At 57.2% G+C, this 20,990-nt stretch carries 19 protein-coding genes and 2 pseudogenes; 14 read left to right on the forward strand and 7 right to left on the reverse strand.

Translation table 11 applies throughout. The features are described from left to right. Positions 1-123 precede the first annotated feature (123 nt). The 3 genes from hldE to OGV50_RS09320 form a co-directional block, all read right to left on the reverse strand. Positions 124-1,557, reverse strand: a complete 1,434-nt coding sequence (hldE, locus tag OGV50_RS09310) for a bifunctional D-glycero-beta-D-manno-heptose-7-phosphate kinase/D-glycero-beta-D-manno-heptose 1-phosphate adenylyltransferase HldE (RefSeq protein WP_286488509.1) — start codon at positions 1,555-1,557, stop codon at positions 124-126. Between the two features lie 59 nt (positions 1,558-1,616). Beyond that, the gene (gene glnE / locus OGV50_RS09315; protein WP_286488510.1) at positions 1,617-4,457 is read right to left on the reverse strand and encodes a bifunctional [glutamate--ammonia ligase]-adenylyl-L-tyrosine phosphorylase/[glutamate--ammonia-ligase] adenylyltransferase; all 2,841 of its coding nucleotides are present in this window, start codon (positions 4,455-4,457) and stop codon (positions 1,617-1,619) included. A 228-nt stretch (positions 4,458-4,685) separates the two neighbouring features. After that, positions 4,686-5,987 carry a CYTH domain-containing protein gene (locus OGV50_RS09320; RefSeq protein ID WP_248623063.1) on the reverse strand — a complete coding sequence of 434 codons (1,302 nt, stop codon included), beginning with the start codon at positions 5,985-5,987 and terminating at the stop codon, positions 4,686-4,688. A 241-nt stretch (positions 5,988-6,228) separates the two neighbouring features. Here OGV50_RS09320 and OGV50_RS09325 point away from each other — a divergent pair, with 241 nt between their 5' ends. The 3 genes and pseudogenes from OGV50_RS09325 to OGV50_RS23635 all read left to right on the forward strand — a co-directional run. Then, positions 6,229-6,849 carry a TIGR04211 family SH3 domain-containing protein gene (locus OGV50_RS09325; RefSeq protein WP_012135182.1) on the forward strand — a complete coding sequence of 207 codons (621 nt, stop codon included), beginning with the start codon at positions 6,229-6,231 and terminating at the stop codon, positions 6,847-6,849. Between the two features lie 64 nt (positions 6,850-6,913). Then, complete coding sequence (locus tag OGV50_RS09330) at positions 6,914-8,155, forward strand: multifunctional CCA addition/repair protein (protein WP_115625923.1); 1,242 nt, start codon at positions 6,914-6,916, stop codon at positions 8,153-8,155. Next, positions 8,151-8,264: pseudogene (locus OGV50_RS23635) on the forward strand (hypothetical protein); the annotation flags it as partial. The gene OGV50_RS09330 and the pseudogene OGV50_RS23635, both read left to right, overlap by 5 nt. A 286-nt stretch (positions 8,265-8,550) precedes the next feature. On the opposite strand, the gene bacA reads toward OGV50_RS23635, so the two are convergent. Continuing rightward, entirely contained in the window at positions 8,551-9,369 is an 819-nt protein-coding gene (bacA, locus tag OGV50_RS09335; protein WP_012135186.1) for an undecaprenyl-diphosphate phosphatase, read from the reverse strand. A 90-nt stretch (positions 9,370-9,459) separates the two neighbouring features. Continuing rightward, the gene (folB, locus tag OGV50_RS09340; RefSeq protein WP_012135187.1) at positions 9,460-9,828 is read right to left on the reverse strand and encodes a bifunctional dihydroneopterin aldolase/7,8-dihydroneopterin epimerase; all 369 of its coding nucleotides are present in this window, start codon (positions 9,826-9,828) and stop codon (positions 9,460-9,462) included. A 106-nt stretch (positions 9,829-9,934) separates the two neighbouring features. Between folB and plsY the strand changes: the two genes are divergently transcribed. Continuing rightward, a complete protein-coding gene (gene plsY, locus OGV50_RS09345) occupies positions 9,935-10,552 on the forward strand; it encodes a glycerol-3-phosphate 1-O-acyltransferase PlsY (protein ID WP_012135188.1) in 618 nt (205 codons plus the stop codon). A 103-nt stretch (positions 10,553-10,655) separates the two neighbouring features. Here the strand turns inward: plsY and ttdR are convergent, their stop codons facing one another. Continuing rightward, complete coding sequence (ttdR, locus tag OGV50_RS09350; RefSeq protein ID WP_071257837.1) at positions 10,656-11,591, reverse strand: L-tartrate utilization transcriptional activator TtdR; 936 nt, start codon at positions 11,589-11,591, stop codon at positions 10,656-10,658. A 210-nt stretch (positions 11,592-11,801) separates the two neighbouring features. Here ttdR and ttdA point away from each other — a divergent pair, with 210 nt between their 5' ends. From ttdA to ureG, 10 genes and pseudogenes are all read left to right on the forward strand, one after another. After that, positions 11,802-12,713, forward strand: coding sequence for a L(+)-tartrate dehydratase subunit alpha (ttdA, locus tag OGV50_RS09355; protein WP_012135190.1), 912 nt, complete (start codon positions 11,802-11,804; stop codon positions 12,711-12,713). Beyond that, the gene (gene ttdB, locus OGV50_RS09360) at positions 12,710-13,315 is read left to right on the forward strand and encodes a L(+)-tartrate dehydratase subunit beta (RefSeq protein WP_286488511.1); all 606 of its coding nucleotides are present in this window, start codon (positions 12,710-12,712) and stop codon (positions 13,313-13,315) included. The genes ttdA and ttdB overlap by 4 nt, the downstream gene beginning before the upstream one ends. A gap of 48 nt (positions 13,316-13,363) precedes the next feature. Beyond that, positions 13,364-14,827, forward strand: a complete 1,464-nt coding sequence (locus OGV50_RS09365; protein ID WP_058668123.1) for an anion permease — start codon at positions 13,364-13,366, stop codon at positions 14,825-14,827. An 89-nt stretch (positions 14,828-14,916) separates the two neighbouring features. Continuing rightward, entirely contained in the window at positions 14,917-15,774 is an 858-nt protein-coding gene (locus OGV50_RS09370) for an urease accessory protein UreD (protein WP_200024197.1), read from the forward strand. A gap of 10 nt (positions 15,775-15,784) precedes the next feature. Beyond that, positions 15,785-16,087, forward strand: coding sequence for an urease subunit gamma (locus tag OGV50_RS09375; protein ID WP_042289336.1), 303 nt, complete (start codon positions 15,785-15,787; stop codon positions 16,085-16,087). 10 nt (positions 16,088-16,097) lie between these two features. Further along, the gene (locus OGV50_RS09380) at positions 16,098-16,418 is read left to right on the forward strand and encodes an urease subunit beta (RefSeq protein WP_012135195.1); all 321 of its coding nucleotides are present in this window, start codon (positions 16,098-16,100) and stop codon (positions 16,416-16,418) included. Continuing rightward, the gene (ureC, locus tag OGV50_RS09385; RefSeq protein ID WP_200092908.1) at positions 16,411-18,114 is read left to right on the forward strand and encodes an urease subunit alpha; all 1,704 of its coding nucleotides are present in this window, start codon (positions 16,411-16,413) and stop codon (positions 18,112-18,114) included. Before OGV50_RS09380 ends, ureC begins: the two co-directional genes overlap by 8 nt. Positions 18,115-18,123: 9 nt before the next feature. After that, a complete protein-coding gene (ureE, locus tag OGV50_RS09390; protein ID WP_286488512.1) occupies positions 18,124-18,582 on the forward strand; it encodes an urease accessory protein UreE in 459 nt (152 codons plus the stop codon). Next, positions 18,582-19,256: pseudogene (locus OGV50_RS09395) on the forward strand (urease accessory protein UreF). The gene ureE and the pseudogene OGV50_RS09395 overlap by 1 nt, the downstream one beginning before the upstream one ends. Positions 19,257-19,265: 9 nt before the next feature. Continuing rightward, entirely contained in the window at positions 19,266-19,883 is a 618-nt protein-coding gene (ureG, locus tag OGV50_RS09400) for an urease accessory protein UreG (RefSeq protein WP_286488513.1), read from the forward strand. 86 nt (positions 19,884-19,969) lie between these two features. On the opposite strand, the gene tsaD is transcribed toward ureG, so the two are convergent. Then, entirely contained in the window at positions 19,970-20,983 is a 1,014-nt protein-coding gene (gene tsaD / locus OGV50_RS09405; protein ID WP_200029825.1) for a tRNA (adenosine(37)-N6)-threonylcarbamoyltransferase complex transferase subunit TsaD, read from the reverse strand. Between the last annotated feature and the right edge of the window lie 7 nt (positions 20,984-20,990).

Here is a 20,990-nt window from a genome sequence, read left to right on the forward strand (position 1 = left end):
GTATTCTCTTATATGTGTTGAACGGTTGTGCAAAAAGTGCGCATATCAGTTGCCTGACATCACACTTTGGGAACAAGCCAGATGCCCGATGGCGCTGTGCGTATCGGGCCGTCTGTTCAGCGGTTATTTATCGCTGTCTTTCTGGATTTTCTTGATGATATTGGTGGTCGAACAACCGTCTTCGAAGTTAAGCACCAGCACTTCGCCGCCGTTGGCCCAGACTTCTTCGCTACCGGCAATCTCTTCTGGCTTATAGTCACCGCCTTTCACCAGCAGATCCGGCAGCACGCCAGCAATCAGCCGCTGCGGGGTGTCCTCATCGAAAGAAACCACCCAGTCAACGGACTCCAGCGCACCCAGCACGATCATTCGCTGTTCCAGCGGATTCACAGGGCGAGTTTCGCCTTTCAGACGTTTGGTGGAGGCATCGCTGTTCACCGCGACGATCAGGCGATCGCCCAGCTTGCGGGCGTTCGCCAGGTAAGACACATGTCCGGCGTGCAGAATGTCGAAAACGCCGTTGGTCATGACCACTTTCTCGCCGCGTTTACGCGCGCTGGCCACGGCCTGTTTCAGCTCGGCTTCCGTCATCACGCCGAAGCCGGTGTCCGCACGACCGCGCACCGCATTTTCCAGTTCGATTGGCGAAACGGTTGATGTTCCCAGTTTACCGACGACAACGCCTGCTGCCGCGTTCGCGAAATAGCAGGCCTCTTCCAGGGATTTCCCCGCCGCTAATGTGGCCGCCAGTACGCCGATCACCGTATCCCCGGCACCGGTAACGTCATACACTTCCTGCGCCTGGGTCGGCATATGCAGCGGCGCTTTACCCGGTTGCAGCAGCGTCATTCCCTGCTCGGAACGGGTCACCAGCAGCGCAGAAAATTCGAAATCGGCAATCAGCTTCATGCCGCGTTCAACAATCTCTTCTTCACTTTTACATTTACCCGCCACCGCTTCGAACTCGGACAGGTTCGGCGTCAACAGCGTGGCGCCGCGATAACGTTCGAAATCGGTGCCTTTCGGGTCGATCAGCACCGGAACGCCCGCTTTACGCGCAAGCTGAATCATCTGCTGAACGCTGGCCAACGCGCCTTTGGCGTAATCAGACAACACCAGCGCGCCAATTGAGCCCAGCGCCTGGTTAATACGCTCGTGCAATGGCAGCGGATCGACGCCTTCAAAGCCTTCTTCAAAATCCAGGCGAATCAGCTGCTGGTTACGGGAAAGTACACGCAGTTTGGTAATCGTCGGATGCGTAGGCACAGAAACGAAGTCGCATTTTACATTCACATCCGCCAGCGTTTTGCTCAGCGCGCGCGCCGCATCGTCAATACCGGTCAGACCCACCAGACGCGAATTTGCGCCCAGAGAAGCGATGTTCATCGCCACGTTCGCCGCGCCGCCCGGACGTTCTTCAATGGTGTCCACTTTGACAACGGGTACCGGCGCTTCGGGGGAAATACGGCTGGTCGGCCCGTACCAGTAGCGATCCAGCATCACATCACCAACAACCATGACTCCTGCACGTTCAAACTCTGGCAGCGTTACTTTCATTCCTGTCTCCTGAGAGATTCTCTGAGGGTCTTAAAATTTGCGCGCGATAATAGCACACTTCACCCGGCAACCAGCCACTTCTGCCAGCTTGCCCGTACCAGCGCGCGTTCCTTGCTGAAGCACTCTTGCGCCACATGCCCCGGAAGCTCCTGTAGCGCAAGGTGATGAAGCTCATCGCGCAGCGTGGTATAGGCCTGCGTCAGCGCCTGCGCTTCCTGTTCATCCATAATGTCGTTTTGCGCCAGCAGTTCCAGAATGCGCACGTTATCGGACCAGCGCGTCAGCTTCGGCTTTTCATGCGCATAGCGCAGCACCAGATATTGGGTAATAAATTCAATATCGGTGATCCCGCCTTCGTCGGCTTTGATATCAAAACGATCGCGATGCTTGTTGCCCAGATGCGCGCGCATTTTCTCGCGCATTTCGCGCACCTCGGTCTGCAACGTTTTGCCTTCGCGAGCGAGGGTCATGATATCGCGACGCACAGCGTCAAACTGCGAGGTCAGTTGCGGGTCGCCATAAACCACACGGGCGCGCACCAGCGCCTGATGCTCCCATGTCCAGGCTTCGTTTTTCTGATAATCGGCAAAGGCTTCCGCCGACGTGACCAGCATTCCCGCCGCGCCAGACGGGCGCAGCCGCGCGTCCACTTCATACAAGATACCGGAAGAGGTGCGAGTGCTGAACAGGTGCATAATGCGCTGCGCCAGGCGTAAGTAGAACTGGCGGCCGTCGATTTCACGCTCGCCGTCGGTCATCACGTCCATTGGGCAATCGTGCAAAAAGATCAGATCAAGATCGGAGCTGTAGCCCAGCTCCCAGCCGCCCAGCTTGCCATAACCCACCACCGCAAACCCGCGTCCGGTGCGCTCAGCAAGGTGCGTCGGCTGCCCATAGCGCGCCACCATTTGCCCCCACGCCTGCTGGACAACGGCGTCGATAATGGCCTCCGCCAGCCAGGTCAGGTGATCGCTGACCTTCATCACTGGCAGCGTACCGGCGATATCCGCCGCCGCAATGCGCAACAGTTGCGTTTGTTTAAACTGGCGCAGCGCTTCCAGCTGCTGCTCTTCGTCATCTTCCGGCACACGCAGCAAATACTGGCGTAACTCATCGCGATAAGCGTCGGTCGCCGTTGGCTGATACAGCGTATTCGGGTCCAGTAGTTCATCGAGCAACAGTGGATAACGCGCCAGCTGGCTCGCCACCATCGGCGAAGCGGCGCACAGCGAAATCAGGTGCTTCAGCGCGCCGGGAAATTCGCTCAGTAATTCAAGGTAGGTGGTACGCGTAACGATCCCCACCAGCAGCGGCGTAATACGCGACAGCGGCACAGAGGCATCTTCGCGCGAGCACACGTCGCTAAGCAGATGTGGCATCAGATGGTCGAGCACCTGCCGCCCGCGCGGGCCAATGGTGCGCTTATCCAGCTCTTTACGGAAGTCGGCGATTAACGCCAGCACGCGTCCGCGATCGTCGTCAGACAGATGCGCCAGCACCGGCGTGGTATCATCTTCCTGTAGCGCATCCTGCCACAGCTCGCGCCAGTGTTCCGACAGCGTATCTTCCTGGGTATCAGTTTCGTCATCGCCAATCAGTTCGTTAAATACCCGACGCACGTTAGCCATGTGCGCCGCCAGAATGTCGGTGAGCTGCGACCAGTCATCCGTGCGCATTCCCCAGGCCAGGCGCGCCCGGTTCAGTTCATCGCCCGGCAGCGTCTGGGTCTGCTCATCATTGATGCTTTGCAGCAGGTTTTCCAGACGGCGCAGGAAGAGATAGGCCGCGCGTAACTGTCCGGCGTCATTTTCTGGCAACAGGTGCAGCGCATCAATCGCGCTCAGCGTCGGCAGCAACGAGCGCGATTGCAGCGAGGGTTCCCGTCCGCCGCGAATCAACTGGAACACCTGCACGATAAACTCAATTTCACGAATACCGCCGGCGCCAAGCTTAATATTGTCTTTCAGACCGCGACGACGCACTTCACGGGCAATCATCCCTTTCATATTACGCAGGGACTGGATCACGCTGAAATCGATATAGCGGCGGAACACGAAAGGTCGCAACATGGCGCGCAGTTCATCGACATACGCACTGTCGGCAGAGCCCATAATGCGCGCTTTGACCATCGCATAACGCTCCCAGTCGCGCCCTTGTTCCTGGTAATAATCTTCCAGCGCGGCAAAACTCAGCACCAGCGGGCCACTGTCGCCAAACGGGCGCAGACGCATATCCACCCGGTACACAAAGCCGTCCATCGTCGGCTGGTCCAGCACTTTGATCAAACGCTGCCCCATGCGGGTAAAGAACTGCGCGTTATCCAGCTCGCGCCGACCGCCCCGGGTGGAACCGTGCTCCGGCCAAGCGAAGATCAGATCGATATCCGAGGAGAAATTCAGCTCGCCGCCGCCCAGTTTTCCCATCCCCAGAATCAGCAACGGTTGAGGTACGCCATCATGGTTGCAGGGCGTCCCCCATTCGCGACAGCAGGCGTCATACAACCAGTCGCGCGCGGCGACGATCAACGTTTCCGCCAGATGGCTTAGCTGTTGCAGAATGTTTTCTTCTTCCACCAGCGACAGCGCCTGCGCCCAGGCGATACGTACCATGATGCGGCGACGGAATATGCGAAGCTCGCACATCAGCGCCGCTTCATCAGTCACCTGCGCCAACGCGTCCTGTAGCCACGCGGCATAATGCCGCCACTCATCGGCCTGCGGCGGCGCGCTTTCCAGCTCAGTCAGCCACTCGGGATGCGCAATCACGCTGTCCTGCACAAAGTCACTAAATGTAAGTACTGACTTCGCCTGAACGCTAAGCGTGGCTTCAGCCAGGATTTCTGGTAACCGCTCAACCACGGTCTGCCAGTGCTGCTGTAACGGTGAAGAAAGCGGCTTCATTTAAGGCGTGTCCTCAGATGGCTAACTAATCCCGATGAGTGTTGCCGGATGGCGGCGTAACGCCTTATCCGGCCTACAAAACCTGTGCGCCGTAGGCCTGATAAGATGCGCAGCATCGCCATCTGGCGCTGACATTGCCGGATGGCGGCGTAACGTCTTATCCGACCTACAAAACCTGTGCGTCGTAGGCCTGATAAGATGCGCAGCATCGCCATCAGGCGTTACTGGTTATCGTTTTCCGCTATGCAGCCAGAACGGTTCCTGAAAGATCGCCTCATTGCGGAAGTGTTCAACTTCAATGCGCTGCCCTGTCACAATCGCGTGGCGCAGGCCCTGCCAGTTCTCCAGCCAGGCCTGTACCGCATTCGCGTCGTAATAACCTGCCAGCAGCAAAATGCTGTCAATATCGCGGGTCAGGCGCGGAAGCTGATCGCGATACCGATCGCCCAACGGCTGCCCAAAAGTCGCTTTCAGCTCTGCCGCGTGACGCGACAGGTGAATATCGGCAAAGCGTTTGAAAGAATCGGCCATTTTCGCCTGCGCTTTGGCGTCGAGGAACGGTTGCCAGGCTTTGGTGACCAGCCATTCGGTCAGCGCCAGTTTAGCCATCGCCGTTTGCGTGCTATAGATAGCCGTAATGGCTGAAACCTCAGAGACAAGGGTCGCTTCCGACTGCGTCAGCAAATCGCGTAAGTGAGCGCTTGCTTTACGCGGTACAATGCCGCCAAACAGCATCAGCGCATGGCGAACCAGCCCCATCGCCGCCAGTACATCCGCTTTGGCGGCGTCATTTCCACGCACCCACAGCTCTTCATGGTACTGCCATTGCGACAATGCCAGCTCCAGCGCCGCTTCCAGCCCCTGCTCAATGCTGGCTTTGGCTGGCGCTTTCAGCACCGCAGTAGGTCTGATCCCACGCGGAGCATTCCCCTGCGCCAGATGATATCCCCGTGCGGCCTTGCTCAGGCTGCCCTGACGCAGACCCGCTTGCGACACCAGTTGGTTTGCCAGTTTCAACACCGCACGGGTCTCGCCGCTTAACAGTTCCAGCTCCAGCTCGCAAATTGGCTCGGCACATTCTCCGGCCTTCACTTCGCCAAGATCGAGCGCGATTTCAATACGGCTGCCGTCAACGTCCACCAGCCATTTCTCACGGTAAAAATCGGTACTGAACAGCGGCTGCACGCGTGAAGCGAGATCCGCAGGCAGCTCGCCGTTCGGCCAGACCTCCTGCGGGAGCTGTGCGAGATCCAACGTCGGCTCGCTCAGCGCAACATTGTATTCCGGCCGTTGATGCAGGCCCCCCGTAACCCGACCGGCGATTTTCATGGTCATTTCATAACGACCATTCTCGCCACGGATGCGCAGACCCATATCATGGCCACGCAACCACTTGTCCGGCGTTTCGTAGTAAATGTTCTGTAACTGGCTGGGCGCATGGTGCTCGCCGCCGAGTGTTTGCAGATGGTCACGCAACGCGTCTACAGCGTCGTGATTAACGATAAACTTTAATTCGATTTCCTGAGCCATTGCCTTGTACTTATGGGTTATGTCACATATGGGAAGAATGACGGCGAACTTAACGCGTTCTTTTTTGTCAGTAGATAGTATTTTGCGCCAAATTGCCATGCAACGAGCAATTTGACGGGCGTAAAAGTTTAAAACAGTGGCAAAGATGACACAGATGATTCCGATTGATGTCGAATGCTTTGCGTAGAGACACTGATGCCACTACTATCGTTCCACTTTTTATGACAAAAACGACAGCCTGATGCCAAAATTACGCCTGATTGGATTAACTTTACTTGCACTTAGCGCCACTGCCGTCTCCCACGCAGAAGAGAAGCGCTATGTCTCTGACGAACTGAATACCTGGGTCCGCAGCGGTCCGGGAGATAATTATCGCCTCGTGGGTACGGTGAATGCCGGCGAGGAAGTGACATTATTACAGACTGACGCCAACACGAATTACGCTCAGGTGAAAGACAGTACAGGTCGTACTGCCTGGATCCCGATGAAAGAGCTGAACAGCTCGCCCAGCCTGCGTATCCGCGTACCGGATCTGGAAAATCAGGTTAAGACGCTGACCGACAAGCTGAACAATATTGATACCACCTGGAATCAGCGCACGGCCGACATGCAGCAAAAAGTGTCGCAGAGCGACAGCGTGATTAACGGGTTGAAAGAAGAAAACCAGAAGCTGAAAAACGAGCTGATCGTGGCGCAGAAGAAAGTCAGCGCCGCCAATCTGCAACTTGATGACAAGCAGCGCACCATCATTATGCAGTGGTTCATGTATGGCGGCGGCGTGCTGGGGCTCGGCCTGCTGCTCGGTCTGGTTCTCCCGCACATGATCCCAAGCCGTAAACGCAAAGACCGCTGGATGAACTAAATCGCCTTCTCTGCCGCACTGACATATGATTAAGGGATGATTTTTTTCAGGAAGGGAAAGTGGCGTGAAGATTTATCTGGTCGGTGGTGCTGTTCGGGATGCGTTGTTAGGGCTACCGGTCAAAGATAAAGATTGGGTGGTGGTTGGCGCCACGCCGCAGGAGATGCTTGACGCGGGCTACCAGCAGGTAGGCCGCGATTTTCCCGTGTTTCTTCATCCGCAAACGCGTGAAGAGTATGCGCTGGCGCGCACCGAGCGTAAATCCGGTTCAGGCTATACCGGCTTTACCTGCTATGCCGCGCCGGACGTGACGCTGGAAGAAGACCTGCAACGTCGCGACCTCACCATTAATGCCCTCGCGCAGGATGACGACGGCCATATCGTCGATCCCTATCAGGGGCGTCGCGATCTGGACAATCGCCTGCTGCGCCATGTTTCCCCCGCCTTTAGCGAAGATCCGCTGCGCGTGTTGCGCGTGGCGCGTTTTGCCGCCCGCTACGCGCACCTCAGTTTCCGCATCGCTGATGAAACCCTGGCGTTGATGCGCGACATGACCGCCGCAGGCGAACTGGAACACCTCACGCCGGAGCGCGTATGGAAGGAGACCGAGAACGCCTTAACCACGCGCAATCCGCAGGTTTTCTTTCAGGTGCTGCGCGACTGCGGCGCGCTACACGTTCTGTTCCCGGAAGTGGACGCGCTGTTTGGCGTTCCGGCTCCGGCAAAGTGGCACCCGGAAATCGATACCGGCATCCACACATTAATGACGTTATCAATGGCCGCCATGCTCAGCCCGAACGTTGATGTGCGTTTCGCCACGCTCTGTCACGACCTTGGCAAAGGGTTGACGCCCAAAGCGCTCTGGCCGCGCCATCATGGTCACGGCCCGGCAGGCGTAAAGCTGGTCGAGCAGTTATGCCAGCGTCTGCGTGTGCCGAATGAGATTCGGGATTTAGCCAAACTGGTGGCGGAATTCCACGATCTCATCCATACCTTCCCGATTTTGCAACCGAAAACGATCGTGAAGCTGTTCGATTCGATTGACGCCTGGCGTAAGCCGCAGCGCGTAGAGCAAATCGCCCTGACCAGCGAGGCCGACGTGCGCGGTCGTACCGGTTTTGAGGCGTCTGACTATCCGCAAGGCCGCTGGCTGCGCGAAGCGTGGCAGGTCGCGCAGGCGGTGCCGACAAAAGAGGTGCTGGAGGCAGGCTTTAAAGGCGCGGAGATCCGCGAAGAACTCACCAGACGGCGAATTGCAGCGGTGGCTAACTGGAAAGAACGGCGTTGCCCGAAACCCGAGGCGTAAGCTCACCGTTTTGTTGCCGGATGGCGCTCCGCTTATCCGGCCTACAAAATCGAACCGTAGGCCGGATAAGGCATTTACACCCCCATCCAGCATCAAAATCGAACCGTAGGCCGGATAAGGCATTTACGCCGCCATCCGGCATCAAAATAGAACCGTAGGCCGGATAAGGCATTTACGCCGCCATCCGGCAACAAAATCGAACCGTAGGCCGGATAAGGCATTTGCGCCGCCATCCGGCAACAAAATCGAACCGTAGGCCGGATAAGGCATTTGCGCCGCCATCCGGCAACAAAATCGAACCGTAGGCCGGATAAGGCATTTACCCCCCATCCGGCAACAAAATCGAACCGTAGGCCGGATAAGGCGTAAACGCCGCCATCCGGCATCAAGCGTTATCAGAAGAAAACAACGTAGACCGCAGCAGCCACGATAAAGCGGTAAATCGCAAACGGAATGAACGAGATACGCTTAATCAATTGCAGGAAGGTTTTGATGGCGATCAGCGCCACAATGAACGCAGTCACAAATCCCACGGCGAACATGGGGATATCTTCCACCGTCAGGAACGACCAGCTCTTGTAGAGATCCAACGCCGTCGCGCCCATCATCATCGGAACGGCCAGCAGGAATGAGAATTCCGATGCGGCATAGCGGCTCACCCCCATCAACATCCCACCGGAAATGGTCGCGCCGGAACGGGAAAAGCCCGGCCACAGCGCCAGACACTGGAAGCAGCCAATCATAAACGCCTGACGATACGTCATATCGTCCAGGCCCGGCGCGCGCGGCTCTTTCGGCTTCAGGCATTCCGCGGCAATCAGCAGCAGACCACCCACGACCAGCGCATACATCACGTTGACGGGATTAAACAAAGACTTAATGGTGTCATGGAACACCAGGCCCAACACCACGGCCGGGATCATCCCCAGCACAATATGCCCTAACGTCAGGCGCCCTTTTCCGGTGCCCTCATGCGGTTGTTTGCCAAAGTGAATGCCGATCAGGCCGAACAAACGCCGCCAGAACATCACCACCACCGCCAGGATCGATCCCAGCTGAATTACCACCTCAAACGTCTCTGCCGTATCGCCTTCAAAACCCAACAGGTGACCGACAATGATCATATGGCCCGTGCTGGAGACGGGCAAAAACTCCGTCAATCCTTCGACCACACCCAAAATTGCCGCCACCAGCAGCGAGTGTATATCGCTCATCAATAAACCCCTAAATCAAAAAAAACGAACAGCAGTTATGACTCCAGCTTTAAGACCCATATATCGCCGTTTGGTTTAAAAACTATGAAGTTAATTATTTTCTTTCAGATTATTGCCACGCTCAATGATAACGCCAACATTCGCCGCACGCGCTACGGCGCCGGGCTTACTGAGCTTGATGCGCACCCACGGAGAGTTAAAGCGGCTGAGCAGCAGATCCGCCACCTCTTCCGCTACGCGTTCGACTAACGCAAAACGGCCGCCCTCCACATGGCTGACTACCGTATCGGCAATGTCGGCGTAGCTCAGACAATCCGCAACGTCGTCGCTTCTGGCTGACTTACGGTTGTCCCACGCCATTTCGATATCGAACACCAGTTTCTGTTCGATAGTTTGCTCCCAGTCATAAACACCGATAGTGGTGATTACCGAAAGTTGCTCTATAAATACAATATCCATCACGACCTGCCTGCTTTTTGGCTAACCCGGATACCACTTCCGGCGAAATATGCGTATTATCCACAGAAGTAGCGTTTAACACGACATTTTCAAAACGGAACAGCTTATGAGTGCAATCGCGCCTGGAATGATCCTCTTCGCGTACCTCTGCGGCTCAATTTCCAGTGCCATTCTGGTCTGCCGCATTGCAGGTTTACCCGACCCGCGTCAGAGTGGCTCCGGTAACCCTGGCGCGACCAATGTGTTACGCATAGGGGGCAAGGGAGCAGCCGTAGCGGTACTGATTTTCGACGTCCTCAAAGGCATGCTGCCGGTCTGGGGCGCTTATGCATTAGGTGTAACCCCTTTCTGGTTGGGCCTGATTGCCATCGCCGCCTGTCTGGGGCACATCTGGCCGGTCTTTTTTGGCTTCAAAGGCGGAAAAGGCGTCGCGACCGCATTCGGCGCGATCGCGCCCATCGGCTGGGACTTAACTGGCGTGATGGCGGGTACCTGGCTGCTGACCGTCTTACTGAGCGGTTACTCGTCATTGGGCGCGATCGTCAGCGCGCTGATTGCGCCATTCTACGTGTGGTGGTTTAAACCCCAGTTCACCTTCCCGGTCTCTATGCTGTCTTGCCTGATTTTGCTGCGCCACCATGACAACATCCAGCGCCTGTGGCGTCGTCAGGAGACGAAGATCTGGACGAAACTCAAGAAGAAGCGCGAGAAAGATCCGCAGTAGCTTTTTACACCACGCCGTAGGCCAGGTAAGGCGAAGCCGCCATCAGGCACATACGCATCGCCGGATGGCGACGCAAAGCGTCTTATCCGGCCTACAGATTGGTTCACCACGCCACCTGATATCCCTCGTCTGGCTTGCCGAGTCGCTTCTGGCACCATGCCGCCAGAAACTCCACACATACCCGTAACTTTACGCTGCGATACAGCGGTTCCTGATAGACCGCCCAGATATTGGCGCTCTGCGCATACTCCGGCAATACCCTCACCAGTTTACCGCTCGCCAGAAACGGCTGCACATCCCACTCTGAACGCAGCATGATCCCTTTGCCCTCCAGCGCCCACTGCAAAACAATTTCACCGCTATTGGAAGAGAGGTGTCCGGTTACTTTCACTGATTTTTTCTCTTGCCCGTTCCCCAGTTCCCATATGCCGTGGGTCATATCACGTTCTTTTGTCACCAGACAATCATGACCGCTTAATTCTTGTAAGGTTTTCGGCTCAGGATATTTCTGGAGATATGCGGGAGACGCGCATAATATTCTTTTATTCTTTGTTAACAAATGCGCAATATAATAATCAGGAATTTCATCGTTAATCCGAATATCCAGATCGATATTATCCTGTACCAAATCAATTTGCCGATCGAAGAGTTCAAAGTGAACCTGTAATTCAGGATAATTGCGCATCAGGTCGGTAATGGCAGGTGCAATATAACTGCGGCCAAAACCAAAACTACAGCCAATGCGAATCATTCCCTCCGGGCGCGTTTTAATTTGCGTCACCTCATCCACCAGCCGCTGATAGTGCGTGAGGAGCTTCAGCGCATGTTCATAGCAGCGTTGCCCGCTTTCCGTCAGCGCAACACCTCTTGCCGAGCGGTTCAGCAGCGTGGTGGCAAGGGTTGTCTCAAGAATCTGAACCCGTTTCGTCACGAACGCGGGCGTTTGCCCCAGCGCCGCCGCTGCCGCGCTAAAGCTTCCCGTATGGACAATTTCAACCAAAACCTGTAGGTCTTTGGCTAAGGGATAGTTGTTCAGCATCTGTCGGTTATCCGTGATTTTAATACGCGCAGTGTAAATCTCTTAACGTCGTTAAACCCTGCCTTTGCTCAATTTTCATCACCTTTCTGTGGTGTGATTCACGAACTGTTAATTGCATATACACAGTGACAAAAAATATAAAACCACACATTTAGTGGTAGTTTACTCCAGAGAATTTATTTCCAGATTAATAAAAGAACTGGAGTTGATATGATGAGCAATCAAAATAACCAAAATGCGGTTACTACGTTGACGGATATTGTCGCTAATTTTACCGCCATGATCTCCACCCGAATGCCCGATGACGTCGTCGATAAATTAAAACAGCTGCGTGATGCCGAAACCTCATCGATGGGAAACATTATCTACCACACGATGTTCGATAACATGCAGAAAGCAATCGACCTGAACCGCCCGGCCTGCCAGGACACGGGCGAAATTATGTTCTTCGTGAAGGTCGGTTCCCGCTTCCCGCTGCTGGGCGAGCTGCAAAGTATTCTTAAGCAGGCCGTGGAAGACGCCACCGTAAAAGCGCCGCTACGCCATAACGCGGTCGAAATTTTCGACGAAGTGAATACCGGCAAAAACACCGGCAGCGGCGTGCCGTGGGTCACCTGGGAGATTATTCCCGATGGCGACGATGCGGAAATTGAAGTTTATATGGCGGGCGGCGGTTGCACGCTGCCGGGGCGTTCCAAAGTGCTGATGCCTTCCGAAGGCTACGAAGGCGTGGTGAAATTCGTCTTTGAAAACATCTCCACGCTGGCGGTCAATGCCTGTCCGCCGGTACTGGTCGGCGTGGGCATCGCAACCTCCGTCGAAACCGCCGCCGTGCTTTCCCGCAAAGCGATTCTGCGCCCGATAGGCACCCGTCATCCGAATCCAAAGGCGGCAGAGCTTGAGCTGCGGCTGGAAGAAGGGCTAAACCGCCTGGGAATCGGCCCACAAGGGCTGACCGGCAACAGCTCGGTGATGGGCGTACACATCGAATCCGCCGCCCGTCATCCGTCAACCATTGGCGTGGCCGTCTCCACCGGCTGCTGGGCGCACCGTCGCGGTACGCTGCTGGTTCATTCTGACCTCTCCTTCGAAAACCTGTCCCACACCCGGAGCGCGTTATGAAAAAGATCCTCACTACCCCGATCAAAGCCGAAGACCTGGAAGATATCCGCGTTGGCGATGTGATCTACCTGACCGGAACGCTGGTGACCTGTCGCGACGTTTGTCACCGCCGCCTGATCGAACTCAAGCGCCCTATTCCTTACGATCTCAATGGCAAAGCGATTTTCCACGCCGGGCCGATTGTGCGTAAAAACGGTGATAAATGGGAGATGGTCTCCGTCGGCCCGACCACCAGCATGCGTATGGAAGCCTTTGAAAAAGAGTTCATTGAGCAGACCGGCGTGAAGCTGGTGGTCGGAAAAGGCGGGATGGGGCCGCTGACCGAAGAAGGCTGCCAGAAATTCAAAGCGCTGCACGTCATCTTCCCGGCTGGCTGCGCGGTGCTGGCGGCGACACAGGTCGAAGAGATAGAAGAGGTGCACTGGACGGAACTCGGCATGCCGGAATCGCTGTGGGTTTGCCGGGTGAAAGAGTTCGGGCCGCTGATTGTCTCTATCGATACCCACGGCAACAACCTGATCGCCGACAACAAAAAACAGTTCGCCGAGCGTCGCGGTCCCATCGTTGACGAGATCTGCGAGCACGTGCACTACATCAAATAACCCTTCAGGAGAGGCGCTGCGCCTCTCCCTTTTCTCAGGGATACGACAATGGCACCTTTATCTGGTTGGTGGCGATACCTGGCTCCACTGGTGGTCATCGCCATTATTGCTGTTTTGCCCGTCCCCACCGGTCTTGAGAGCCACACCTGGCTCTATTTTGCGGTCTTTACCGGCGTCATTGTGGGACTCATTCTGGAACCTGTACCGGGCGCGGTCGTGGCGATGATCGGGATTTCGATCATTGCCGTTCTGTCGCCGTGGCTGCTGTTCAGCCCCGATCAGCTCGCGCAGGAAGGCTTCAAATTTACCGCCAAAGCCCTCTCGTGGGCGGTGTCTGGTTTTTCTAACTCGGTTATCTGGCTGATTTTCGCCGCCTTTATGTTTGGCACCGGCTATGAAAAAACCGGTCTCGGTCGGCGAATTGCGCTGATGCTGGTGAAGAAGATGGGCCATCGCACGCTGTTTCTTGGCTATGCGGTGATGTTTTCCGAGTTGATTCTCGCCCCGGTCACGCCGTCTAACTCCGCGCGCGGCGCCGGGATCATCTACCCGATTATCCGCAACCTGCCGCCGCTCTATAACTCGCAGCCTAACGACGCCAGTTCCCGCTCCATTGGCTCGTATATTATGTGGATGGGCATCACCGCCGACTGCGTTACCAGCGCCATTTTCCTGACGGCGATGGCGCCTAACCTGTTGCTGATTGGCCTAATGAAAAGCGCATCCCATACGGCGCTAAGCTGGGGCGACTGGTTCTCAGGAATGCTGCCGCTAAGCATTCTGCTGGTCTTGCTGGTTCCGTGGCTGGCCTACGTGCTGTATCCGCCGGTGCTGAAATCGGGCGACCAGGTGCCGCGCTGGGCGGAAGCTGAGCTAAAGGAGATGGGCCCGCTCTGCTCACGCGAGAAAAAGATGCTGGTGCTGATGGTCGGCGCGCTGGTGCTGTGGATCTTCGGCGGCGATTACATTGATGCCGCAATGGTCGGTTACAGCGTGGTGGCATTGATGCTGGTATTACGCATCATCTCCTGGGATGACATCGTCAGCAATAAAGCGGCATGGAACGTTTTCTTCTGGCTGGCTTCGCTGATTACGCTCGCCACCGGACTGAACAATACTGGCTTTATCACCTGGTTTGGCAAACTGCTGGCAAACGGGCTAAGCGGCTATTCGCCGATGATGGTGATGGTCGCGCTCATCGTGGTGTTTTATCTGTTACGCTACTTTTTTGCCAGCGCCACCGCTTATACCTCCGCACTGGCGCCGATGATGATTGCCGCCGCGCTGGCGATGCCGGACATCCCCTTACCGGTGTTTTGCCTGATGGTCGGCGCCGCCATTGGTCTGGGCAGCATTCTCACCCCCTATGCGACCGGCCCAAGCCCCATCTACTACGGTAGCGGTTATCTGCCGACGGTGGATTACTGGCGGTTGGGCGCTATTTTTGGCCTGATCTTCCTGGTTCTGCTGGTAATAACCGGCCTTGTCTGGATGCCTCTCGTTTTGCTGTAAACCTCGTTGGGGCGGCATGACGTCGCCTCTTTTTTCCATAAGCTTCTCGTATGACCGTTTTCCCGATGCGCTGAGGCATACTTTTTTGTATGCACTCCCCTCACGCTGATAAGGGAAACGCTCTGGACACCGTTGCGCACAAGACTCTCACACGGGGCTGGCAGGCCGAACTGGATCTGCGGTTTACCCGCGCCGCGCATAAAACAGTGCTCACTTCGGCGCGACACGTCGGCCCGCTGACGGTACAGCGTCCGTTTTACCCGGAAGACGACGTTTGCCACCTCTATTTGCTTCATCCGCCGGGCGGCATTGTCGGGGGCGATGAACTCACGATTTCCGCCACGCTTGCAACAGACAGCCATGCGTTAATCACCCAGCCTGGCGCAGGGAAGTTTTACCGCAGTCGCGGCCCTCAGGCGCAGTTGCGGCAGGATTTTTATCTCGCCCCGCAGGCCACGCTGGAGTGGCTGCCGCAGGATACGATCCTTTTTCCCGGCGCGAACGCTAACATCCAGTCGGTCTTTCATCTGGCGCAAGAGAGCCGGCTGCTGGCCTGGGATCTGCTCTGTCTGGGGCGACCGGTGATGCAGGAGACTTTCAGCCACGGCACGCTGCGCAACCGCCTGGAAGTATGGCGGGACGGTACGCCGCTATTAATAGAAAGGCTGCACCTTGAGGGAGGAAACCTGCACACCGTCGCCAGACATCCCTGGAGCGGTACGCTGCTCTGTTATCCCGCCACGGAAAAGATGCTGGACGGCGTACGCGAGCAAATTGCCCCCCTCGGCGACTACGCTGGCGCGACGCTGATTGATTCACTGCTGGCCCTGCGCTTTCTCGGGCACGACAACCTGCTTATCCAGCGCGTTATGCGCGCCGTCTGGCAATCCTTACGACCACAACTGACCCAAAAACCGCCACTCCTGCCCCGTATCTGGCAGACATAAGAGAATCACTATGGAACTGACTCCCAGAGAAAAAGACAAGCTGTTGCTCTTTACCGCCGCGCTGGTGGCGGAGCGTCGTCTGGCGCGTGGACTGAAGCTGAACTACCCGGAATCGGTGGCGCTGATCAGCGCTTTCATTATGGAAGGCGCCCGCGACGGCAAAAGCGTGGCGTCACTGATGGAAGACGGTCGCCATGTGTTGACCCGCGATCAGGTGATGGAGGGCGTGCCGGAAATGATCCCGGATATTCAGGTTGAAGCCACCTTTCCAGACGGCTCGAAACTGGTCACCGTTCATAACCCGATCGTATAAAGGAGGAACCATGATTCCAGGCGAATACAGGATCTCCACGGGAAACATCGCGATCAATACAGGCAGAGAAACCTGCACGATCGTGGTTGAGAATCATGGCGATCGCCCGGTTCAGGTCGGATCGCACTATCACTTTTACGAGGTCAATCCCGCATTACGCTTTGACAGGCAAGCCGCACGCGGTTTTCGCCTGAACATCCCCGCAGGCACGGCAGTGCGTTTTGAGCCGGGGCAAAAACGCGAGGTCGAACTGGTGCGCGTCGCCGGGGCACAGCGTATTTTTGGTTTTCGCGGCGAGGTAATGGGCTCTCTGGAGGCAGACAATGACTGAGATTTCCCGGCAGGCTTATGCCGACATGTTTGGCCCGACGACCGGCGACCGGGTGCGTCTGGCGGATACCGAACTGTGGATCGAAGTCGAAAACGATCTCACGACCTACGGCGAAGAGGTGAAATTCGGCGGCGGTAAAGTGATCCGCGACGGTATGGGCCAGGGGCAAATGCGTGCTCGCGCGTGTGTGGATCTGGTGATAACCAACGCGCTGATCGTCGATCACTGGGGGATCGTCAAGGCGGACATCGGCATCAAAGACGGCAGGATCTTCGCCATCGGCAAAGCCGGTAACCCGGATATTCAGCCCAACGTGACGATCCCGATTGGCGTCGGCACGGAGGCGATCGCCGGTGAAGGAAAGATCGTTACCGCTGGCGGCGTGGACACGCATATTCACTGGATCTGCCCGCAGCAGGCGGAAGAGGCGCTGGTCTCTGGCGTGACGACCATGATTGGCGGCGGCACCGGCCCGGCGGCGGGCACCAATGCCACCACCTGTACGCCTGGCCCGTGGTACATCGCCCGTATGTTGCAGGCGGCGGACAGCCTGCCGGTAAATATCGGTTTTCTCGGCAAAGGGAATGGCTCGAACCCGGACGCGCTGCGTGAGCAGATTGCCGCCGGCGCGATCGGCCTGAAGATCCACGAGGACTGGGGCGCGACGCCTGCGGCGATCGACTGTGCGCTGACCGTGGCTGAAGAGATGGATATTCAGGTCGCGCTGCACAGCGACACGTTAAACGAGTCCGGTTTCGTCGAGGACACGCTGGCGGCAATTGGCGATCGCACGATCCATACCTTTCATACCGAAGGGGCGGGCGGCGGTCACGCCCCGGATATTATCACCGCCTGCGCGCATCCCCATATTCTCCCCTCCTCCACCAACCCGACGCTGCCTTATACCGTCAACACCATTGACGAACACCTCGATATGCTGATGGTCTGCCACCATCTCGACCCGGATATCGCCGAAGATGTGGCGTTTGCCGAGTCGCGTATTCGTCGGGAAACCATCGCCGCCGAAGATGTGCTGCACGATCTCGGCGCCTTTTCCCTGACCTCATCGGATTCCCAGGCGATGGGACGAGTGGGCGAAGTCATTCTGCGCACCTGGCAGGTGGCGCACCGGATGAAAGTACAACGCGGCCCGTTAGCGGAGGAGACGGGCGATAACGACAACCAGCGCGTAAAACGCTACATCGCCAAGTACACGATAAACCCGGCGCTAACCCACGGCATCGCCCATGAGGTCGGTTCTGTTGAGGCCGGAAAGCTGGCGGATCTGGTGCTCTGGTCTCCGGCCTTTTTTGGCGTAAAACCCGCAACACTCATCAAAGGCGGGATGATTGTCTGCGCGCCGATGGGTGATATCAACGCCTCGATTCCTACCCCGCAACCGGTGCATTACCGGCCGATGTTTGGCGCGCTTAGCGCGGCGCGTCATCACTGTCGCCTGACCTTTCTTTCTCAGGCTGCGGTTGAAAACGGCATTGCGCAGCAGCTCAACTTACGCAGCGCCACCGCCGTCGTGAAAGGCTGCCGGACGGTAAAAAAAGCCGACATGATCCACAACAGCCTGCAACCCAACATCACCGTTGACGCCCAGACTTACGAGGTGCGCATTGACGGTGAGCCGATCACCAGCGAACCGGCAGACGTGTTGCCGATGGCCCAGCGTTATTTTTTATTTTGAGGAGACGACATGCTGTATCTGACGCAACGTATTGAAACGCCCGCCGCCGTCACGGCAACGCTGACGCTCCCCATTGATGTCCGCGTCAAAAGCCGGGCGAAGGTAGTGCTGGGCGACGGACGCGAAGCCGGTTTACTGCTGCCGCGCGGTTTGCTGTTACGCGGCGGCGATCGCCTGAGTACGGAAGATGGCGCAGAGGTGGTGGAGATCATCGCCGCAAACGAAGCCGTTTCGATCGTGCGCTGCGCCGATCCGTTCCTGCTCGCCAAAGCCTGCTACCACCTGGGCAACCGCCACGTTCCGCTGCAAATTCTGCCTGACGAACTGCGCTATCACCACGATCACGTACTCGACGACATGCTGCGCCAGTTCAGCTTAGAGGTGACTTTCGCGCATCTGCCCTTTGAACCGGAGGCGGGAGCATATGCCAGCGAATCTCACGGCCATCACCACGGCCACGCCCACTGATGACTGACGCCAGACAACGGCTGCGCCTGATGCAGCTCGCCAGCAGCAGTTTACCGGTGGGATCGTTTACCTGGTCTCAGGGGCTGGAGTGGGCGGTGGAGATCGGCTGGGTGAAAAACGCGGAAGACTTTGCGCACTGGCAAACGCAACAGCTGGAGCAGAACTTTTTTACCGTCGACCTGCCGATTTTCGCCCGGTTATACCACGCCTGTGAACGGAATGACGTTACCGCCGCTCGCCGCTGGAGCGCATATCTGCTGGCCTGTCGGGAAACCCGGGAACTGCGCGAAGAAGAGCGCAGCCGGGGGGCGGCGTTTACACGCCTGGTGGTGGACTGGGTGCCGGACTGCCCGCAGACGTGGCGTCCGCTTTTTGCCGACAGCCAGCTCTGCGGTATGGCGTGGCTGGGCGTGCGCTAGCGCATCCCGCTGACGGATCTGGCGTTAAGCCTCGGCTACAGCTGGTTAGAAAGCGCGGTGATGGCGGGGGTGAAGCTGGTGCCCTTCGGACAACAGGCGGCGCAGCAACTCATTCTTTCACTTTGCGACCATTACGCGCAGGGTATGGCGCAGGCGCTGGCTCGCCCGGATGCGGATCTGGGCTCATCCACGCCGCTGACCGCCATCGCTTCTGCCCGTCACGAAACACAATATTGCCGATTATTTCGCTCCTGAGGAGACACGATGAACGACTATAAACATCCCCTGCGCGTCGGCGTGGGCGGTCCGGTGGGTTCCGGTAAAACCGCCCTGCTGGAAGCGTTATGCAAAGCGATGCGCGATACGTATCAACTGGCGGTGGTGACTAACGATATTTATACCAAAGAGGATCAGCGCATTCTTACCGAAGCGGGCGCGCTGGCGCCGGAAAGGATTGTCGGCGTGGAAACCGGCGGTTGTCCGCATACCGCCATTCGCGAAGACGCCTCAATGAACCTGGCGGCGGTGGAAGCATTAAGCGAGACATTCGGCAACCTGGATCTGATCTTTGTCGAGAGCGGCGGCGATAACCTGAGCGCCACCTTCAGCCCGGAGCTGGCCGATCTGACGATCTATGTGATCGACGTGGCCGAAGGCGAGAAGATCCCGCGTAAAGGCGGGCCGGGGATTACCAAATCCGATTTTCTGGTGATCAACAAAACGGATCTGGCGCCGTATGTGGGCGCGTCGCTGGAGGTAATAGCGCGCGATACAATGCGCATGCGCGGGGATCGGCCGTGGGCGTTTACCAACCTGAAAACCGGTGACGGCCTGGCGACGATTATTGCGTTTCTGGAAGATAAAGGGATGTTGCGGGTATAGCGTTTTTTATCGCCGGGAGGCGGCTTCGCCTGACCCGGCCTACGGTATTGTAAGCCCGGTAAGCGAAGCCGCCACCGGGCAAAAAATCACGCCGCAGGCAACTCCGCCAGCGGCCAGCGAGGACGCACGCTCACGCCTAAATCCGCCGTTGCGCCGGCTTTGAAGCGCACCATACCGGCGTAGGCGATCATCGCGCCGTTATCGGTGCAAAACTCTGGCCGTGCGTAGAACACTTCGCCACGCCGTTTTTGCATCATTTCCGCCAGCTTCGCACGCAGCGTGCGGTTGGCGCTCACCCCGCCCGCCATCACCAGACGCTTAAAGCCGGTCTGATCCAGCGCTCGCTTACACTTGATCATCAGCGTATCCACCACCGCATCTTCAAACGCACGGGCAATATCGGCGCGGGTCTGTTCATCATCACCGTTGCTGCGGATAGTGTTTGCGGCGAACGTTTTCAGCCCGGAGAAGCTGAAATCCAGCCCAGGACGGTCGGTCATCGGACGCGGGAAGACAAAGCGCCCTGCGGTGCCCTGCACCGCCATTTTCGACAGCATCGGGCCGCCAGGGTAATCCAGTCCCAGCAGTTTGGCGGTTTTATCAAACGCTTCACCGGCCGCATCGTCAATGGATTCGCCTAACAGCGCATACTGACCAATCCCGGTCACGCTGATAAGTTGGGTATGACCGCCGGAGACCAGCAGCGCCACGAACGGAAATTCCGGCGGATTGTCTTCCAGCATCGGCGCCAGCAGGTGCCCTTCCATATGGTGTACCGGAATCGCCGGAACATTCCAGGCAAACGCCAGCGAACGGCCAACGGTCGCGCCGACCAGCAGCGCCCCCACCAGACCCGGCCCGGCGGTATAGGCCACGGCATCAATCTCTTTCGCCGTCAGACCCGACTCTTTCAACGCCGCCTGGATCAGCGGCACGGTCTTGCGTACGTGGTCGCGCGAGGCCAGTTCAGGCACTACGCCGCCGTAGTCAGCGTGCAATTTCACCTGACTATACAATTGGTTGGCTAACAGACCTTTTTCGTCGTCGTAAATAGCGATGCCGGTTTCATCGCAGGATGTCTCAATACCCAGTACACGCATGACTTGT

The organism is Citrobacter sp. CK180, from assembly GCF_030333655.1.
GTDB lineage: Bacteria > Pseudomonadota > Gammaproteobacteria > Enterobacterales > Enterobacteriaceae > Citrobacter_B > Citrobacter_B koseri.